Source organism: Streptomyces sp. NPDC002092 (assembly GCF_053593775.1).
Map to the genome: position 1 here is coordinate 165,225 of NZ_JBSFDG010000005.1, position 16,852 is coordinate 182,076.

The 16,852-nt window shown below is 72.0% G+C and carries 15 protein-coding genes and 1 pseudogene; 12 read left to right on the plus strand and 4 right to left on the minus strand.

The genetic code is table 11. The features are described 5' to 3' along the window. The first annotated feature begins 114 nt into the window (after positions 1-114). From ACWCRD_RS13340 to ACWCRD_RS13355, 4 genes are all read left to right on the plus strand, one after another. Positions 115-510 (plus strand): hypothetical protein, encoded by a 396-nt coding sequence (locus ACWCRD_RS13340; RefSeq protein WP_450965980.1) that lies wholly within the window; start codon positions 115-117, stop codon positions 508-510. A 306-nt stretch (positions 511-816) separates the two neighbouring features. Then, positions 817-1,137, plus strand: coding sequence for a hypothetical protein (locus ACWCRD_RS13345; RefSeq protein WP_450965981.1), 321 nt, complete (start codon positions 817-819; stop codon positions 1,135-1,137). Positions 1,138-1,197: 60 nt separating this feature from the next. After that, complete coding sequence (locus ACWCRD_RS13350) at positions 1,198-1,515, plus strand: hypothetical protein (protein ID WP_450965982.1); 318 nt, start codon at positions 1,198-1,200, stop codon at positions 1,513-1,515. Positions 1,516-1,574: 59 nt separating this feature from the next. Continuing rightward, positions 1,575-1,895: a hypothetical protein gene (locus ACWCRD_RS13355; RefSeq protein WP_450965983.1), complete on the plus strand. Its 321-nt coding sequence runs from the start codon at positions 1,575-1,577 to the stop codon at positions 1,893-1,895. A gap of 407 nt (positions 1,896-2,302) precedes the next feature. Here the strand turns inward: ACWCRD_RS13355 and ACWCRD_RS13360 are convergent, their stop codons facing one another. Further along, positions 2,303-2,635 carry a hypothetical protein gene (locus ACWCRD_RS13360; protein ID WP_450965984.1) on the minus strand — a complete coding sequence of 111 codons (333 nt, stop codon included), beginning with the start codon at positions 2,633-2,635 and terminating at the stop codon, positions 2,303-2,305. A gap of 324 nt (positions 2,636-2,959) precedes the next feature. Here ACWCRD_RS13360 and ACWCRD_RS13365 point away from each other — a divergent pair, with 324 nt between their 5' ends. From ACWCRD_RS13365 to ACWCRD_RS13400, 8 genes are read left to right on the plus strand one after another with little or no spacing between them, the layout of a single operon-like run. After that, positions 2,960-4,096 (plus strand): glycosyltransferase, encoded by a 1,137-nt coding sequence (locus ACWCRD_RS13365; protein ID WP_450965985.1) that lies wholly within the window; start codon positions 2,960-2,962, stop codon positions 4,094-4,096. A 20-nt stretch (positions 4,097-4,116) separates the two neighbouring features. Beyond that, a complete protein-coding gene (locus ACWCRD_RS13370; protein WP_450965986.1) occupies positions 4,117-5,580 on the plus strand; it encodes an exopolysaccharide biosynthesis polyprenyl glycosylphosphotransferase in 1,464 nt (487 codons plus the stop codon). Between the two features lie 6 nt (positions 5,581-5,586). Further along, a complete protein-coding gene (locus tag ACWCRD_RS13375) occupies positions 5,587-7,095 on the plus strand; it encodes an O-antigen ligase family protein (protein ID WP_450965987.1) in 1,509 nt (502 codons plus the stop codon). Next, positions 7,092-8,885, plus strand: coding sequence for a lipid II flippase MurJ (locus ACWCRD_RS13380; protein ID WP_450965988.1), 1,794 nt, complete (start codon positions 7,092-7,094; stop codon positions 8,883-8,885). The genes ACWCRD_RS13375 and ACWCRD_RS13380 overlap by 4 nt, the downstream gene beginning before the upstream one ends. Continuing rightward, positions 8,875-9,666, plus strand: coding sequence for a polysaccharide deacetylase family protein (locus tag ACWCRD_RS13385; RefSeq protein WP_450965989.1), 792 nt, complete (start codon positions 8,875-8,877; stop codon positions 9,664-9,666). The genes ACWCRD_RS13380 and ACWCRD_RS13385 overlap by 11 nt, the downstream gene beginning before the upstream one ends. Further along, complete coding sequence (locus ACWCRD_RS13390) at positions 9,663-10,805, plus strand: glycosyltransferase (protein ID WP_450965990.1); 1,143 nt, start codon at positions 9,663-9,665, stop codon at positions 10,803-10,805. The genes ACWCRD_RS13385 and ACWCRD_RS13390 overlap by 4 nt, the downstream gene beginning before the upstream one ends. Then, the gene (locus tag ACWCRD_RS13395; protein ID WP_450965991.1) at positions 10,802-11,473 is read left to right on the plus strand and encodes a lipopolysaccharide biosynthesis protein; all 672 of its coding nucleotides are present in this window, start codon (positions 10,802-10,804) and stop codon (positions 11,471-11,473) included. The genes ACWCRD_RS13390 and ACWCRD_RS13395 overlap by 4 nt, the downstream gene beginning before the upstream one ends. Further along, complete coding sequence (locus ACWCRD_RS13400) at positions 11,470-12,582, plus strand: GNAT family N-acetyltransferase (RefSeq protein WP_450965992.1); 1,113 nt, start codon at positions 11,470-11,472, stop codon at positions 12,580-12,582. The genes ACWCRD_RS13395 and ACWCRD_RS13400 overlap by 4 nt, the downstream gene beginning before the upstream one ends. A gap of 7 nt (positions 12,583-12,589) precedes the next feature. Here ACWCRD_RS13400 and ACWCRD_RS13405 read toward each other — a convergent pair whose 3' ends face one another. The 3 genes and pseudogenes from ACWCRD_RS13405 to ACWCRD_RS13415 form a co-directional block, all read right to left on the minus strand. Then, positions 12,590-13,882: a glycoside hydrolase family 26 protein gene (locus tag ACWCRD_RS13405; protein WP_450965993.1), complete on the minus strand. Its 1,293-nt coding sequence runs from the start codon at positions 13,880-13,882 to the stop codon at positions 12,590-12,592. Between the two features lie 119 nt (positions 13,883-14,001). Beyond that, positions 14,002-15,054 (minus strand): annotated as a pseudogene (locus ACWCRD_RS13410) (AMP-dependent synthetase/ligase); the annotation flags it as partial. 196 nt (positions 15,055-15,250) lie between these two features. Then, a complete protein-coding gene (locus tag ACWCRD_RS13415; RefSeq protein ID WP_450965994.1) occupies positions 15,251-16,813 on the minus strand; it encodes a YfbK domain-containing protein in 1,563 nt (520 codons plus the stop codon). Between the last annotated feature and the right edge of the window lie 39 nt (positions 16,814-16,852).

Here is a 16,852-nt window from a genome sequence, read left to right on the forward strand (position 1 = left end):
TGTTCACTCCTCTGACTTTCATGCGTATGGAGTAACGCATCGCTTTTACGGAGGGCATGGACTGCTATGTTCTCCAGCCGTCGGATCAGAGGTAACTTTCAACCGAGGTGAATCATGAAGAAGGCAATTTTCACCACTGCGGCGTTGGCCATCGGCGCGGGCCTCGTGGGTGGGTCCGCCGTCGCGGCGTCGGCCGCCACCCCGCCGGCCGCACCCGCCGCGTCGGGCGGCCTGCTCGGTCTCATGTCCCCGACCAAGGTGACTCCGGCGGTCGTGCCGGCGGCCGATGTCGTCTCGCGCCTGGCCCGCAACGGCAAACTCGCCAACGGTAGCGCCTTCGACAAGCAGAAGACTCCGGGCGTCTCGGGCGTCTACCTGGACGGCATGGACCCGAACGCCGCCAAGAAGCCCACGATTCCCGTCAAGAACCCGGCCGGAAACGGCGTCGTTCAGGTCCACCCGCTGCAGGCCCCGACCTCCACGGGTCTGGGGAGCCTGCTCAGCAAGTGACAAGACGGAAACCGTAGGAGCCGGCCGTACCGGCGAAAGCCCTCATACGAAGCATTTGTCCGGCCCACCGGCCCCCTCCCTTCCGGTGGGCCGGACACATGTCTACTCCCGTTCCCTCTTCGGATTGTCGTTCATTTACGCCACACGGATTCGGGATCCAATCCGGTCCGACCCCCGGGAACCTGCGGCATTGCGCCATCCGACGGAATAAACCTTGTTTAGGCGCCAGTCCCGTGACTTATACGCGCATATCAAGGTTTCCTGGTATGCAAGCGTGCGCAACCGTGAATTGAGGAAGGAACTAAGTTGCCCAGGAAGTTCGCGGTCATCACTGCCCTCACCCTCGGCGCTATGGTCAGCAGCGTCGGTCTCGCATCGGCCAACGACAGCAACACCACCGTCAAGGGCGGCAGCGGCTTTGCGGAGTCGCCGGTCGTCGTGAACGCCCCTCAGCAGGGTGTTCTGGTTGTCAACGGGACGCTCGTTGACGGTCGTTGCATCGCCCCGTGGTCCAACGGATCCGTACTCGGCGGCATCGTGGCCCCGAATTCGCACTACGCCGCGTGCAACACGGCGGCCGTCGACCAGTCGCAGAACGCCCCGTACTCGGGCGGCCTGTTCTTCTGACCCGCTCCGAGCAACTCGGAGCAGGTGCACCACCCAAAACAGCCCGGAAAGGCGCATCCCATGCGTAACAAGGTTTCGGCCATTTCCGCCCTCGCCGCGGGCCTCGTCCTCGCGGCGGCCGGCACCGCCGCGGCCGAGGACTGCACCGACGTCTCGGGGGGCGGCGGCTTCTCGTCCTCCCCGGTCGTCGTGAACCAGCCCCAGCAGGGGGTTGCCGTCGTCAACGGCTCGGTCGCCGACCTCCGTTGCGTCGCGCCGTGGTCCAACGGTGCCGTGCTCGGCGGCGTCGCGGCCCCGAACTCGCACTACGCCGCATGCAACACGGCGAAGATCGACCAGTCGCAGAACGCCCCGTACGCGGGCGGCCTGTTCTTCTGACCTACTCCGAGCAACTCGGAGCACGGAAATCCCAACCGCCCCACCGAAAGGCGCATCCCATGCGTAACAAGGTTACGGTCATCACCGCCCTCGCCGCGGGCCTCGTGCTCGCGGCCGGTGGCGCCGCCTCGGCCAACGACTCCAACACCACCGTCACCGGCGGCAACGGCTTTTCGGAGTCCCCGATCGTCGTGAACGCCCCTCAGCAGGGTGTCGCCGTCATCAACGGCTCGCTGATCGACGGCCGCTGCATCGCTCCGTGGTCCAACGGTGCCGTCCTCGGCGGCGTGGTGGCCCCGAACTCGCACTACGCCGCGTGCAACACGGCGGCCGTCGACCAGTCGCAGAACGCCCCGTACACGGGCGGCCTGTTCTTCTGAGCCGAACCTCACGCGATGGCGGCCCACCGGAACTCCGGTGGGCCGCCATCGGCTTTTCCGTTCCCTGTTCCCCCATTCTTGTTTCCCTGCTCCCCTTTCCCTACCCCTCTCTTCCTGCCCGACTTTCCCGCTCCTCTTTTTTTCAGCTTGTTTTCCGGGTGCCACACACGCCCGCGGGGCCTGTCTGCATCTGCTGCAGACAGGCCCCGCGATCAGGAGGTGGCCGACGAAGAGCGCGCCAACAAGGAGGAAAGGCGCTCCAGCGGGTCATTCCAATGAGAACAACGCGTCCCGTAGCCTGCGGTCACTCCGAATCAATCGTTCGGCCCAGCGCGCGAAGTGCGGACGCATATGCCGAAGGGCCGACTCCGAGGAATGCGGAGCCGACCCGAATCGTGGATCCCCGGCTACTTGCCGACCGGAAGCCCGCCCAGCAGCTTGCCGTCGGCGGCGGTCGCGGGAAGGGTGGGGTTCGGCAGGGTGCCGCCGACGACGGGACCCTTCATGCCCGCCTCCTTCATGCTGCCCTTCACGCTTTCCTTCACACTCTGCGCCACCTGACCGACGTTGTCGCCCACGAAACCCGTCGACACCTTGGCTGCCGTGGGGACACCACTCGCGACCGTCTTCCCGCTGTCCACGAGTCCCCCGGCCGGCATGTCCGCCGCGCCGGCGGGCACGGCCACCCCGGCGAGGGCGAGGGAACCGGCTACGACGGCGGCAGCCTTCAGAGTCTTCATCGTGTGCCTTTCTTTCGTAAGTCGTCTTCGAGCGGCCTAACGAGAGTGCGGCTTCCGGGAAACCCTGTTGCCGTCGCCGTGGCTCCAAACGGGTGATCCGGGGCGACAAATAGCTCATTGAAACGCCACCATTCCGACACAGATGACCGGTCCGCAGATAAATACGGGTGAGCGGCTAGAGTGGCTCACCTCGTGATTTCAGCGATGCCGGTTGAACAACGAACCTCACGCTCTCGAACGGGTGCGGGTTTTTATATCAAGAAGCACGAGCCGCACGTCCTGGCCCCGGCTCGGACTCTTTTGTTCGGAAGGGCATCCTCTCCCATGCGTTTTTCCCCACGCGTGCCGCACATCCTGCATGTCACGCAGCCCGTCGAGGGCGGCGTAGCGCGGGTCGTGGCGGACCTGGTGGCGGCTCAGCTCGCCGCCGGGCTGCGGGTGACCGTGGCCTGTCCGGAGGGTGGCACGCTGACGGGCGCCCTGCGCGCGCCGGGCTGCACGGTGCTGCGCTGGGACGCGACCCGCTCGCCGGGGCACCGACTCCCGGGTGAGGTACGGCGGTTGGCGCGGATCCTGCGCGAGGTGCGGCCGCACCTGGTGCATGCGCACAGCGCGAAGGCGGGACTCGCGGCCCGGCTGGCCGTACGCGGCAGTCTCCCGACCGTCTTCCAGCCGCACGCCTGGTCGTTCGAGGCCGCCGAGGGCATCGTCGCGCGGCTGGCGCTGGGCTGGGAGCGGTCGGGGGCCCGGTGGGCGACGCGCATCGTGTGCGTCAGCGAGGCGGAGCGGCGGACCGGGGAGCGGTGCGGGATCAGCGCCCCCTGGCGGGTGGTCCCCAACGGTGTCGACACGCTCAGGTTCCGGCCGGACGGGGATGTCTCCCGGTTTGGGCCGGGGCCGCTCGTCGTATGCGTGGGCCGGCTGTGCCGCCAGAAGGGGCAGGACGTGCTTCTGCAGGCGTGGCCCGAGGTGGAACGGCAGGTGGCCGGGGCCCGGTTGGCGCTGGTCGGCGCGGGCCCGGACGCGGACCGGCTGCGCTCCGGTGCGCCCGCTTCGGTGGTGTTCGCCGGTGCCGCGCCCGACGCGGCCCCCTGGTACCGGGCCGCCGACGTCGTCGTCCTGCCGTCCCGCTGGGAGGGCATGGCGCTCGCCCCGCTGGAGGCGATGGCGTGCGCCCGGCCGGTCGTGGTCACGGATGTGGACGGGGCGCGCGAGAGCCTGCCGCCCGAGCAGCTGCCGTACTGCCTGGTGCCGCCCGAGGACCCCGGTGCGCTGGCGCGGACGCTGACCGCGTTGCTGCGGGACGAGCCGCTGCGCGCGGCGCTGGGCGCGCAGGGCCGCCGGCATGTGCTCGCCGCCCACGACCTGCGGCAGACGGCGGACGCCGTGACCGACGTGTACCGCGAATTGCTCGGCGAACTGCTCGGCGTCGTTGTCGCGCCGGTCGCCGTACCCAACTAGAGCAGGAAGTGCATCACCAGATGACTGCGGAAAGTACCGTTCCCCCTCGTACGGGGCAGCAGCCGCGGGCGGCCGAGCACGCCGTCTCCGTTCTCGCCCCGCGCGACCCCGCAGCCGGACGTCGACTGCCCGCCGGACGCAGAGAGAACCGGCCGCGGCGGGCCTTCAGGGGGACCCTGCCGCTCGTCGACGGCGGCGCCGCCGTGCTGGGGGCCCTGGTCGTGCCCGGGGCCCCGAGGTATCCGCTGGTCGTCGCCCTGCTGGTGCTGGGGGTGATCGGGCTGAACCGGAGGGCGCGCCTGTACGACAGCTCCCAGGTGCGCGGTGTGCTCGACGAACTCCCCGCCGTCTGCGGACGGATCGCCGTCGGCTGGGGGGCTGTCGGGGCGCTCTCGCCGCTGCGGCCGCTCCCGCCGGCCGTACTGGCCTGGGCGTTCGCCGTGCAGTGTGCGGCGGCCTGTGCGGGCCGCGCGGCGGTGCACGGGCGCCGGGCGCGGCGGCGCCTGCCCGATCCCGCGCTGGTGGTCGGTCCGGTCGCGGTGGCCCGGAAGGTGGCGGCCGCGTTGCTGCGCCAGCCGGGCTGCGGGGTGCGGCCGGTGGGCGTGGTCGGCGGCGGCCTCGACGTCCTCGCCCGGCCCGGTGAAGGGCACGAGCTGCCGCTGCTGACCACGGATCAGGCGGCGCGTCGGGCGGTCATCCAGAACGGGGTGGAGACGGTGCTCGTCGTGGGAGCCGCCACCCGGGTGGAGAAGACCGCTCTGCTGCGGGATCTCGCCGCGTACGGCTGCGTGGTGTGGGAGCTGGACGCCGACGCGCCCTCGTACGGCCTCGGCGGACGCCGCGAAGCGGGCGGTCATCTGGCGGGCTTCCCGCGCAGGTTGCTGTGCCCGGGGCGCGGACGGCGGCGGGTCGGCGTGGGCAAGCGGGTGCTGGACGCGGTGCTGTCGGGCTCGCTGCTGCTGCTCGCCTGCCCGGTGCTGCTGGTGTGCGCGGCGGTGCTGCGGGTCATGGACGGGCCCGGAGTGCTGTTCCGGCAGGAGCGCATCGGCAAGGACGGACGGCCGTTCACCCTGCTGAAGTTCCGCACCCACCGGCCCGCCAGCGCGCACGAGGCGGCGACCCGCTGGAGCGTGGCGAACGAGCAGGAGATGAGCCGCTTCTGTCAGTTCCTGCGCCGCACCTCGCTGGACGAGCTGCCGCAGCTGTGGAACGTGTGCCGCGGAGACATGAGCCTGGTCGGACCGCGGCCCGAACGGCCTTACTTCGTCGCCAAGTTCAGCCAGACCTACCCCGGTTACCGGGAGCGTCACCGGATGCCGACCGGGATCACCGGGCTCGCCCAGATCCACGGGCTGCGCGGCGACACCTCCATCGAGGACCGGTGCCGCTTCGACAACGCCTACATCGACAACTGGTCGCTGTGGCAGGACATCTGCATCCTGGCGCGTACGGCGGCCCTGTTCGTACGGCCGACGGGGAGCTGAGCGCGGGTGAGCACTACCTCGGCGGCCTCCGTACCGCTCGTGCTGCCCCTTGCGGCGCTGCGCCGGGCCGCTTCCGTGCTGCCCGTCCTGGCGGTGATCGCCCTGCTGGGGCTGCCGGCCGAGGCGGGCAGCGGCGCCACGCCCGCCGACGCGGCCTGCGGGCTGGTCGTGCTGTGGGCCGCCGTGTGCACCGTACGGCGGGCGCGGCGCCCGCTGACGCGGACGGCTGCGGTCGTGCTCGGGCTGCCCGTGGTGGGCATCGCGGTGTCCGCGACCGGGGCGGTGACGGCCGGCGACGCGGTCACCGGACTGGGCCGCTACCTCCAGGTGTTCGTGCTGGTGCCGCTCGCGATGGTGCTGCTGGTGCGCGACCGGCGCGACGCCCGCCTGGTGCTGTGGGCGCTGGCCGCTCTCGCGCTGTGGCAGGGGGCGGTCGGGGTGCACCAGTACCTCACCGGGACCGGGGCCTCCTACCAGGGTGCCGACATCCGGGCGGTGGGGACCTTCGGGCCGTCCGACGTGATGGGGATGGCGGCCGTCGTCGCGTCCGGAGTGGTGGCGCTGACCGGTCTCGCGCTCGGGACGGGTCCGCGACGGCAGCGGGTGGTGGCGGCGGGATGTGCGCTGGCGCTGCTCGTGCCGCTCGCGCTGTCCTTCAGCCGCGGTGCCTGGATCGCCACGGCCGTCACCTGCGGGGCGCAGTTGCTGCTGTCCGGGGTGCGGCGGGCGCTGGCGGCGTTCGCGGCCGCGGCCGCGGCGGCGGTGGTGCTGGTGGGCGGGTTCGGGGTGGGCGGCTCGGTGCTGCAGGAGCGGCTGGACAGCATCGGCCAGGTCGCCGGCGCACCGGACCAGTCGGTCGTCGACCGGTACACCATGTGGGCGGCCTCCGTCGACATGTGGCGCGAGCACCCGCTGACGGGTGTGGGCCTGAAGGCCTTTCCCGCCTACCGCGACTCGCACGCCTCGCTCGCGCTGTCCTCGGGCAGCGACACGGAGGGCGCGGGCCAGGCCTTCCGGCGTCAGCCCCTCCTCTCCCCGCACAACATGTACATGCTGCTCCTGAGCGAGCAGGGCCTGCTGGGTCTGCTCACGGTCGCGGGCGGCTGGCTCGCCCTGCTGGTGGGCGCGCTGCGCCGGCTGCGCCGGGCGGGAGCGGCCCGGGACTGCGCGCTCGCGGCCTGCGGGCTGCTGCTGTGGCAGCTGGTGGACTTCCTGTACGCAGACATCGGCGGCCCCTCCACCACCCTGACGGCGGTCTGCTTCGGGGTCGCCACCTGGTGGTCGCTGGGGGTTCGCTCCGCGGGCTGTGCGGATGTGCGGCCCCGCCGCGGGGCGAAATGTCGTCGGCCGTCTACGGAAACACCGTGGCTGGTCGCGCCCCGCGGCAGAGCCGCAAATGAACACAGCCCCGCGCCCCTTCAGGGCGCTGCCGCTGAGCCGATCTGCGGCTCCGCCGCGGGGTCGAGGACTTCGGCGGACCCGGCGGGCCCCGCCGACGAATCGGGCCCGCAGTGAACCCCGGACCCGCGCGCACCGCGGGCGCTTCCGACGCGACCGGCACGGACGGCGCGCTCCCGGCCGACGGCACGCACCCGACGGACAGCGCACGCCCGGCGAACGGCACACACACGACAGCCGGCCCGCCCCCGACAGACAGCGCTCACTCGGCAGACGGCTCGCACCATGGGGACGACCGCCCAGGCGTCACTGCCACCCGGCCGGCCGACACCCCCTCGGCCCGCTTCCTGGCCCGGGCGACGCTGCTGTCCGCCGCGCTGTCCATGGCCGGGGCGGTCCTCGGCCTGGCACGGGACCAGGCGCTCGCGCATCTCTTCGGTGCCGGTGCGGAGACCGACGCGTTCCTGGTGGCCTGGACGGTGCCCGAACTGGCGGCGACCCTGCTGATCGAGGAGGGCATGGCGTTCGTGCTGGTGCCCGCGTTCAGTGTGGCGCTGGCCCGGCGGGCGCTCGGGAACAGCACTCCCGATCCGGTGCGCGCCCTGGTCGCCGCCTCTCTGCCGCGGCTGTGCCTTGCCTTCGCCGCCACGGCCGCCGCGCTCGTGGCCGGGGCGCCACTGCTGGTGGACGCCCTCGCGCCCGGTCTGCCCGACCCGTCGCTCGCGATCGCGTGCACGCGGCTGACCGCGACCTGTGTGCTGAGCTTCGGGCTCGCCGGGTACTGCAGCGCCGCGCTGCGCGCCCACCGTTCGTATCTCGCTCCCGGTGCGATCTACATCGCGTACAACGTCGCGATCATCTCCACGATGTTCGTCCTGGGGGTGCACTGGGGCGTGCGGTCCGCCGCCCTCGGGGTCGCGCTCGGCGGGTGTCTGATGGTCGCCGTGCAGACTCCGTCGCTGGTGCGGCGGCTCGCCGGGCGGTCCGGCCTGGGCGACTGCGGGTACGCGGACGACGGCGGGCGGCCGCTCGCGCCGGGCCTGGTCTGTGCGGTGCTGCTGTTCGCGCTGTGCCGGCAGTCGCAGGTCCTCATCGAGCGGCACTTCGCGTCCACGCTGCCCGCCGGCGCCATCTCGCACCTCAACTACGCCCAGAAAGTGGCCCAGTTGCCGATGTCGCTGTCCATGATGGTGTGCATCGTCACCTTCCCGGTGGTGGCGCAGGCCATCGCCGAGGGCGACACGCGGCGGGCCCGGGACCGGGTCGAGCGGGACGTGCTGCTGATGGCGTGTCTCGTCCTGCTCGGCGCCGCGGTGGTCGTGGCCTGCGCGCCGCAGATCGTCCAACTCCTCTTCCAGCGCGGGGCGTTCACCGCGCAGGACACCGCCGCGACCGCCGCCGTGATGCGGGTGTACGCGGCCGGGCTGCTCGGGCAGACACTGGTCGGGGCGCTCGTCCGGTCGTACTTCGCGGCCGGCCGCACCACCTGGTTCCCGCTGGGCGCGATGGGCGTGGGCGCGCTCGCCACCGTCCTCATCGGCGCCTGGGCCGTACGGCCCTGGGGGGCCTGCGGCATCGCCGCGGCCAACGCGACCGGCATCACCCTCACCGCGCTGCTCATGCTGCACGGCCTGGGACCGCGCAATGTGCCGGTGCGGGTGCGCCGGGTCGTCGCCGAACTGGTCCGGCCGGTGTGCGCGGCCGCGTGCGCCACCGGGGCCGGACTGGTGGTCGCCGGGCTGTTCACCTCACCCGCGGCGGCCGTCGCCGCCTGCTGCATCTGCGTGACCGTCGTCTTCCTGCTGCTGGCCTGGGCCCTCGACGCGGCGGACGCCCGGTCTCTTCTGCTTCCCCTCGCGCAGTCACTCCGTCATTCCGTCACACGAAAGCTGGGTCATGGTCGCTGACGTCTCCGCTGCACCGCGCAAGGCCGAACCGGATCCCAGATCGTCCGCGAGAAGACGGTCCAAGCGGGGTCCCGCCGTCTGGGTGGCCATGTACCACTCCGTCTCGGACTGCCCGGACGACCCGTACAACGTCACCGTCACCCCCGCCCGCCTCGACCGCCAGTTCGCCTGGATGTCGAGCCGCGGCCTGCGCGGGGTGAGCATGCGCGAACTGCTCGCGGCGCGCGCCCGCGGCACCGAGCGCGGCCTGGTGGGGCTCACCTTCGACGACGGATACGCCGACTTCACCGGCGACGCGCTGCCCGTGCTGCGCCGCTGGGGATTCACGGCGACCGTTTTCGTGTTGCCCGGCCGGCTCGGCGGCGAGAACGCCTGGGAGCCGCTCGGACCCCGCAAGCCGCTGCTCGACGTGGACGGCATCCGCCGTGCCGTGGCCGCGGGCATGGAGGTCGCCTCGCACGGTCTGACCCACCTCGACCTGACCAAGGTCACCGCCGAGGTGCTGCACTCCGAGGTCAGCGACAGCCGCCATCTGCTCGCCGGGATCACCGGCACCGACGTGGAGGGCTTCTGCTACCCGTACGGGTATCTCGACGAGCGCGTCGCCGCCGCCGTGCGCCTGGCCGGCTACCGCTACGCCTGCGCGATCACCCCCGGCCCGGACGGCTGCGGCGACTTCGCGCTGCCCCGCATCCATGTCGGGGAGATCGACACCGTCGTACGGCTGGAGCTGAAGCGACGCCTGGCCCGGTTCTTCGGCCGCTCCGTGGAGGCCGTGTGAGGGCCCTGCATGTCATCACCGGCCTCGGCGTCGGCGGAGCGGAACAGCAGCTGCGGCTGCTGCTGCGGCACCTTCCCGTGCAGTGCGACGTGGTGACCCTGACCAACCCCGGCCCGGTCGCCGCCGGCCTGGCCGCCGACGGCGTCCGCGTCATCCACCTCGGCATGGGCGGCAACCGCGACCTCGGCGCGCTCCCCCGGCTGACCCGGCTGATCGGCGGCGGCGGCTACGACCTCGTCCACACCCATCTGTACCGGGCCTGTCTCTACGGCCGGATCGCCGCGCGGCTCGCGGGGGTCCGGGCGGTCGTCGCCACCGAGCACTCGATCGGCGACACCGCGCTGGAGGGCCGGCCGCTGACCGCGGGCGTCCGCGGGCTGTACCTGGCCGGCGAGCGCCTGGGCCGCGCCACGGTCGCCGTCTCGCCGACGGTGGCCGAGCGGCTGCGCCACTGGGGCGTGCCCGGCGCACGCATCCACGTCATCCCGAACGGCATCGACGCACCCCGGTTCCGCTTCGACGAGGTGGCCCGCAAGGAGGCCCGGATGCACTACGGGCTGCCCGAGGACGCCTATGTCGTCGGCGGGGTGGGCCGCCTCGCCCCGGGCAAACGCTTCGACCTGCTGCTGCGCGCCCTGTCCCGGCTGCCCGGTGACGTACGGCTGCTGCTGGTGGGCGGCGGGCCCGAGGAGACGGTGCTGCGGCGTACCGCGCGGGCGCTCGGGGTCGCGGACCGGGTGGTGCTCACGGGCGAGCGGCCGTATGTGCCGGGCCCCCGTGACGACGCTCCCGGCCTGGTCGACCTGCTGTCGGCGATGGACGTGCTCGTCTCACCGTCGACGCAGGAGGCGTTCGGGCTGGCAGTGGTGGAGGCGCTGGCAGCGGGGCTGCCCGTGCTGTACGCGAGCTGCCCCGCCGTCGAGGACCTGCCGCCGGACGCGGCACCCGGCGCCCGGCGCGTCACCGGCGGCACCGGGGCGTACGTACGGGAGTTGCTGCGGCTGCGGGCGGCGGGGCCGGGTGAGCGAGGCGTCCCGGACGCCGTGCACCGCTACGACATCGCGTGCAGCGCCCGGCAGTTGATGGATGTCTACACGGCCGCCCTGGCCGGCTCGACCCTGGAAGTGAGTGCTCCATGACCGACAACCCCGTTCAGCGTGCCCGCCTGTCGCGCCGTGAGCGTGCCCGTGTGCGGCGGCTGCCCTCGTGGTGGCTGCTGCCGGCCGGCGCGCTGCTCGGTGCCGTGGCCGGCGGCACGTACGGACTGGTGAAGCCGCCGCAGTACACGGCGACGAGCTCCGTCGTGGCCGTCGCGGCCGGCCGGTCCGATGTCGACTGCGCCGACGCGCTCGGCTTCGCGCAGGCGTACGGCCGGGTGGCCCCGCAGCTCGCGGTGCTCGGGGACGCGCAGGTCGAGGCGGGCGTACCGGCCGCGACGCTGCGCAAAAGCGTGCAGGTCGCGACCTCGCCGGACGCGCCGATGGTCTCGGTCTCGGCGACCTCGTCGAGCCCCGCCCAGGCCGCGGACATCGCCAACGCCGTGTCCGGAGCGCTGGTCACGCAGGCGGGCCACACCAAGGCAGGCACCGGTATCCGGCTGGAGCCGCTCGCCCGCGCGATGCGGCCCGCCGAGCCGTCGTCCGCGTCCTGGAGGCTGACCTCGCTGGTGGGTGCCTGCGCCGGCGGTCTGCTGGGCGGACTCGCCCTGCTGGCACGGCCGCGGCGCAAGGCGGACGACGACAGCCCCGGCCAGCCGACGGTGCCCGCCCCGACCCATGCCGCGGACGCCCGCGGGACCCTCGGATGACCGCGTCCGGCCATACGCTCTCGGTGGAACTGTGCACCGACGAGCGCACGTTCGCCGCGCTGGCCGGGGAATGGGGACGGCTGCACGATGCCTGCCCGTCGGCGACACCGTTCCAGAGCCACGCCTGGCTGCACTCCTGGTGGCTCTCGTACGGCACACCCGACGGGCTGCGGCTGTTCCTGGTGCGCCGGGGCGGTGAACTGGTGGCCGCCGCACCGCTGATGCGGGTACGGCATCCACTGCCGAAGCTGGTGCCCATCGGCGGCGCCATCTCCGACTTCTGCGACGTACTGCTCGACGAGAAGGAGGCCGAGCACGGCAGCCGGGCCCTGGCCGACGCCCTGAGCGAGGCGGCCCGCACCGCGCTGATCGACTTCCGGGAGGTGCGGCCGGGCAGCGCGGTGGAGCAGGTCTACGGCCGCTGGCGCGGTCCGCGCCGCAGGCTGCGCGACTCGACGTGCCTGGAACTGCCCGCCCTACCCATGAACGAGCTGGTCAAGCGGCTGCCGCCGACGCGCGCCCAGCGGGTGCGCAACAAGGTGAACAAGCTCGGCCGGCTCGGCGTCGAGTGGCGGGTCGTCGGCCACGACGAGACGGAGACCGCCCTGCGACGGCTGCTGGAGCTGCACCGACTGCAGTGGCAGGGCAAGAAGGTGACACCGGAGCACACCCGGCCGCAGTTCCTGGAGCACCTGGTGCGGTCGGTGGTCCCGATGGCCCGCTCCGGGCAGGCCGCGGTGACGGAGTTCCTGCTCGAGGGCGCGGTGGTGGCGGTCAATCTGCATCTGCTGTCGGGGAGGCTGCTGGGCGACTACATGTACGGCTTCCACCCGGGGCTGCGGGACCGGAAGGTGGACGTGGCGACGATGCTGCTGCGCGCGTCCACCGAGCATGTCGCCCCCGCCGAGGAGGGCCGGGTGCTGAGCCTGATGCGCGGCGACGAGCCGCACAAGTACCGCTGGTGCCCCGAGACGGTCTACAACCAGCGCTTTTTGCTGGCCGGGCGGCGCACGGCGCCGCTGCTGGCGGCCACCCTCTGCGCGGCCGCCGCCCGGTACGGGGCCAAGTCGGTCCGGCGCATGGTCCCCGACTCCAAGGACCACTGGTAGCACCGCCTCAGGGCGAGGGGGCGGGCGGGACCTGCGGACTCAGGGGCGGCGTGGGCACGGCGGGCACCGGCGGGGTCGGCGCCGCCGGTGGCGGGGGCTCGGGAACTGCCGGTGCCGGGGGCGTGGGCACCGGCGTCGGCAACGGCACCGGTGCCGGCTCCGGTGGCACGGGGACCACGGGCGCGGGCGGGACCGGCACCACGGGCAACGGCGTCGGCTCCGGCAGGACGGAGCTGGCCAGCACCGCACGGTAGGTGGCGGCGGCCCGGGGATTCTCGGTGCACAGCCACACGCCGTGCGGGCAGTAGTCGGTGATCGTGTTGTACAGCGGCTTGTGCTCGTCCATCCAGGCGAGCATGCGCAGCATGTACGTGACATCGTCGCCGTTGCGGTACAGACCCCACTCCGGATACGAGATCGGCTTGTGGTGCTGCCGCGCGAAGTCCACGTGGAACTGCAGGCCGTAGGGCTCCGACACCTCCTCGTCGAACGACATGCCCCGCGGCTGGTCGTAGGAGTCCATGCCGACGATGTCGACGAAGTCGTCGCCGGGATAGCACTTCGGCCACGGAATCGAATCCGCACCCCGGTTCGGGGCGAAGTCGAACCTGAACTTCTGGCCGGGAATCGAGCGCATGACGGTGACGATGCGCCGCCAGTAGCGGATCCAGTCCTCCGGGTCGGGGCCGCAGCGGTGGGTGTACGTGACGCCGTTCATCTCCCAGCCGAGCACCAGGACCGTGTCCGTCGCGCCCAGGTCGACCAGGCGCTTCGCCAGCAGCCGGAAGTGCTCGTCGAACTCGCCGGCCGCGGCGCGCCGCAGCAGCCGGGCGACGGCGATGTCGGAGACCTGCGCCTCGTTGTGCTCCATCAGCGGGACGTTGAGAACGAGCAGCCGGTCGGGCTTGGCGAGGCGCCACTTGGCCCAGCTGTCGAGGAAGTTGTAGCCGCCCTCGATGTTCTCCCACACGTCGCCCGGCAGATAGGTGTGTCCCACGCGCAGTTCGGTGCCGCCCAGCCAGCCGCTGAACTCCCTCAGGCGGACCAGCCCTTCGGGCTCGGAGTCGAGGAAGGCGCCGAAAGCGGCGCGCCGCACGTCCGCCACCGAGTAGGCGCGCGCGTCGTTCGCGGGCGCGGGGGTGGGAACCAGTGCGCCGGGCATCACGGCATGCTGGGAGGCAGGGTGCCGTGCGGCATCGGCCGGGGAGGCCGGGCCCCAGGCGAGAGCTGCCGACACGATCGCCCCTGCTGTGATGATCGCCAGCCGCCTGTGGGCGGACCGGCGGCGATGAGGGGTCATTCATCCTCCTTTGCCGGAATTCCGCACATTAATGACACAGAGTCATATATCACTTAATTGCACCACTTGAGTCGGGCGATCGGACATGGATCACCCGCATGAGTGACCTGGTCGGTCCGTCAGCCGCCGTACAGTGCCTCGATCTGCTCCGCGTACGCCGCCGTCACGGCGTGCCGCTTGCTTTTCAACGACGGGGTGAGCAATCCGTTGCCCTCTGTGAACTCACCCTCGACCAGGGCGAAGGCACGGACCGACTCGGCGCGGGAGACGGCCTCGTTGGCGTGGTCCACGGCCTTCTGGACGTCGGCGCGCATCCGCGGATCCCGGACGACCTGCGACATCGGCGTGTCTGCCGGCAGCTTGCGGACCGTCAGCCAGTGGGCGACGGGCCCGGGATCGAGGGTGATCAGGGCGGCGACGAAGGGACGGTTGTCGCCGACGACGATGCACTGGCCGATCGGCGGGCGGCTGCGCAGCCGGTCCTCCAGGACGGCCGGGGAGACGTTCTTGCCGCCGGAGGTGACGAGGATGTCCTTCTTGCGGCCGGTGATGGTGAGGTAGCCGTCCTCGTCGAGGAAGCCGAGATCACCGGTCGCGAACCACTCGTCCCGCAGTACGGCGTCGGTGGCGGCCGGGTTGTTCCAGTAGGCGCCGAAGACGACGCCGCCCTTGATGAGCACCTCCCCGTCGTCGGCGATGCGCACCGCGGTGCCGGGGACCGGGACGCCGACCGTGCCCGGGCGGGGTCCCAGGGGCGGGACGATGGTGGCGGCCGCGCTCGTCTCCGTCAGGCCGTACCCCTCGTAGACGATGATTCCGGCGGCGCAGAAGAACAGGTTGAGGTTGCGGTCGAGCGGGGAGCCGCCGCTGATGGCGTAGCGCATACGGCCGCCGAGCTGCTTGCGGACCCGGCTGTGGACCAGCAGGTCGTACAGGGCCCAGGCGGCGTAGAGGGCGAGGCTCGGGCCCTTGCCCGTCCCCAGGAACTTGTTCAGGTACGCCTGGCCGAAGCGGACGCCGACGCGGTCCGCGCGGTCGAAGGAGGCACCGCGGCCGGTCCTCTCGGCGGTCGCCCGGCCCGTGTCGTGGATCTTCTCGAAGAGGTACGGGACGCCGACCAGGAAGGTCGGGCGGAACTCCTTGAGGGCGGGCCGCAGTTCGTCGGGCTTGATGCCCTGCTCCGTTCGCGGAGCTGGACGCGAACGCCAGCGCCACAGCCAGTGATGCCCGTTGCGCAAGCTCGTCGATTTCGTCGACGGGTAGTTGACGTCCTTGCGTACGCCCATGAAGGCCCCCCGGTCAGCTTTGGCTGGGGGGCCAACTTTCCTACGTAGAAGGTCAATGGGCCCCGGCAGTTGGACTGATGCTCTAGTCCTGGCCGCGGTGGGCCTGTTCTATCGCGTCGGCGAGCTGCTGTACGTCCTTGTCCTCGGTCCTCTTCGCCAACTGCTCGGCGCGGTCGTGGAGTTCGCTGAGGCCGGGGTCGCCGGGGAGGGAACGCCAGTGTTCGTCGCCCTGGCGGAGGGCGTCGGCGAAATAGGCGGCCACGGCGGTGACCTGGAAACGGGGGCTCGCGTCCCGGATGGAGTCGTTCAGGGCGCCGGTCTCCAGTTCGCCGGACTTCTCGTGCGGGTCGCGGGTGTCGGGGTCGAGCCAGCGGACGGTCGCCGTGGCGAGGTGGCCGCTTGCGCCCGGCCTGGTGCGGACGGCGTACAGGGCGGTGACCGTGTGGCCGGGGCCGACCTCGCCGCCGTCGACGCGGTCGTTGCGGAAGTCGTCGTCGGCGACCCGGCGGTCGTCGTAGCCGACGAGGCGGAACTCGGCGACCGTGGCGGGGTCGAAGACGACCTGGGCCTTGGCGTCGCGGGCGGTCAGGTCGATGTTCTGCGGGAGCTGGTCGCAGAAGACCTTGCGGGCCTCGCCCTCCCCCGAGACGTACACGGTGTGGCCGTCGCCCTTGTCCGCGAGGCGTTCCATGAGGGCGTCGCCGTAGTCGCTGCCGACGCCGACGCCGAAGAGGGTGATGCCGTACTCGCGGCGGGCCGAGGAGATGCGGTGCAGGATCGAGTCCGGGTCGGTGTCGCCGTCGTTGGCGAGGCCGTCGGAGATGAGGACGACGCGGTTGGTGGCGTTCTTGCGGCGGCCCTCGACGGCGGTGGCGTAGCCGGTCTCGACGCCCGCGCCGAGGTTGGTGGAGTAGGTGGGCTCCAGGCCGTCGATCGAGTGGTGGATCTCGCCGCGGTGGCCGCCCAGGCGGGTCATCGGCAGGACCCGCTCGGCCTTCTCGCTGAAGGTGACGATGGCGACCGAGTCGTCGTCGCGCAGCCGGTCCGTCATCGTGTCGAGGGACTTCTGCGCGAGGTCGAGCCGGCCGGGTTCGGACATGGAGCCGGAGATGTCGATGACGAAGGTGAGGGCTGCGGGCGGGCGTTCGCCGCTGTCAGCGGCCGGACGGGTGGCGAGACCCACGCGGACCAGGGACCAGTTCTTCTCGTCGGTGCGGGCGCCGTCGACGGTGACCGTGAAGCCGTTGCCGTCGGGGCGTCGGTAGTCCTGGCGGAAGCTGTTGACGAACTCCTCGGGGCGGATGGTCGAGGGGTCGGGGCGCTGTCCCGCGGCGAGGGTGCGGCGGGCGTAGCCGTAGGAGGCCGTGTCGACGTCCAGGGCGAAGGTGGAGAGGTGGTCGTCCGCGGTCGGGGACGGGCCGGCGAACCTGTCCTCGCCCTGCTGCCCGCCGGCGGTCGGGGCGGCAGGGGCCGGAAAGCCCCCGTGCGAGCCGTCCGAGGCCTTGTTGCTGCTGTCGGAGCCGCCGCCCGTGCTGCAGGCCGTGAGCAGCAGACCGCTCGTCGCCGTGAGGGCGAGAAGAGCTGCGCGCAGCCGTCGGGTACGGCGGTGTGGCGTGCCCGGGCTTGGTGTTCGGTACCGCTCCATCTTCCGTGCCCCCTTGTTGTGTTGACGCCGACGTCTGTG

Bases quoted from the DNA above. Each gene is read 5' to 3' on its own strand.
- ACWCRD_RS13340 (WP_450965980.1), top strand. From the start codon at position 115: ATGAAGAAGGCAATTTTCACCACTGCGGCGTTGGCCATCGGCGCGGGC.
- ACWCRD_RS13350 (WP_450965982.1), top strand. From the start codon at position 1,198: ATGCGTAACAAGGTTTCGGCCATTTCCGCCCTCGCCGCGGGCCTCGTC.
- ACWCRD_RS13355 (WP_450965983.1), top strand. From the start codon at position 1,575: ATGCGTAACAAGGTTACGGTCATCACCGCCCTCGCCGCGGGCCTCGTG.
- ACWCRD_RS13360 (WP_450965984.1), bottom strand. From the start codon at position 2,635: ATGAAGACTCTGAAGGCTGCCGCCGTCGTAGCCGGTTCCCTCGCCCTC.
- ACWCRD_RS13365 (WP_450965985.1), top strand. From the start codon at position 2,960: ATGCGTTTTTCCCCACGCGTGCCGCACATCCTGCATGTCACGCAGCCC.
- ACWCRD_RS13370 (WP_450965986.1), top strand. From the start codon at position 4,117: ATGACTGCGGAAAGTACCGTTCCCCCTCGTACGGGGCAGCAGCCGCGG.
- ACWCRD_RS13385 (WP_450965989.1), top strand. From the start codon at position 8,875: ATGGTCGCTGACGTCTCCGCTGCACCGCGCAAGGCCGAACCGGATCCC.
- ACWCRD_RS13395 (WP_450965991.1), top strand. From the start codon at position 10,802: ATGACCGACAACCCCGTTCAGCGTGCCCGCCTGTCGCGCCGTGAGCGT.
- ACWCRD_RS13400 (WP_450965992.1), top strand. From the start codon at position 11,470: ATGACCGCGTCCGGCCATACGCTCTCGGTGGAACTGTGCACCGACGAG.
- ACWCRD_RS13405 (WP_450965993.1), bottom strand. From the start codon at position 13,882: ATGACCCCTCATCGCCGCCGGTCCGCCCACAGGCGGCTGGCGATCATC.
- ACWCRD_RS13415 (WP_450965994.1), bottom strand. From the start codon at position 16,813: ATGGAGCGGTACCGAACACCAAGCCCGGGCACGCCACACCGCCGTACC.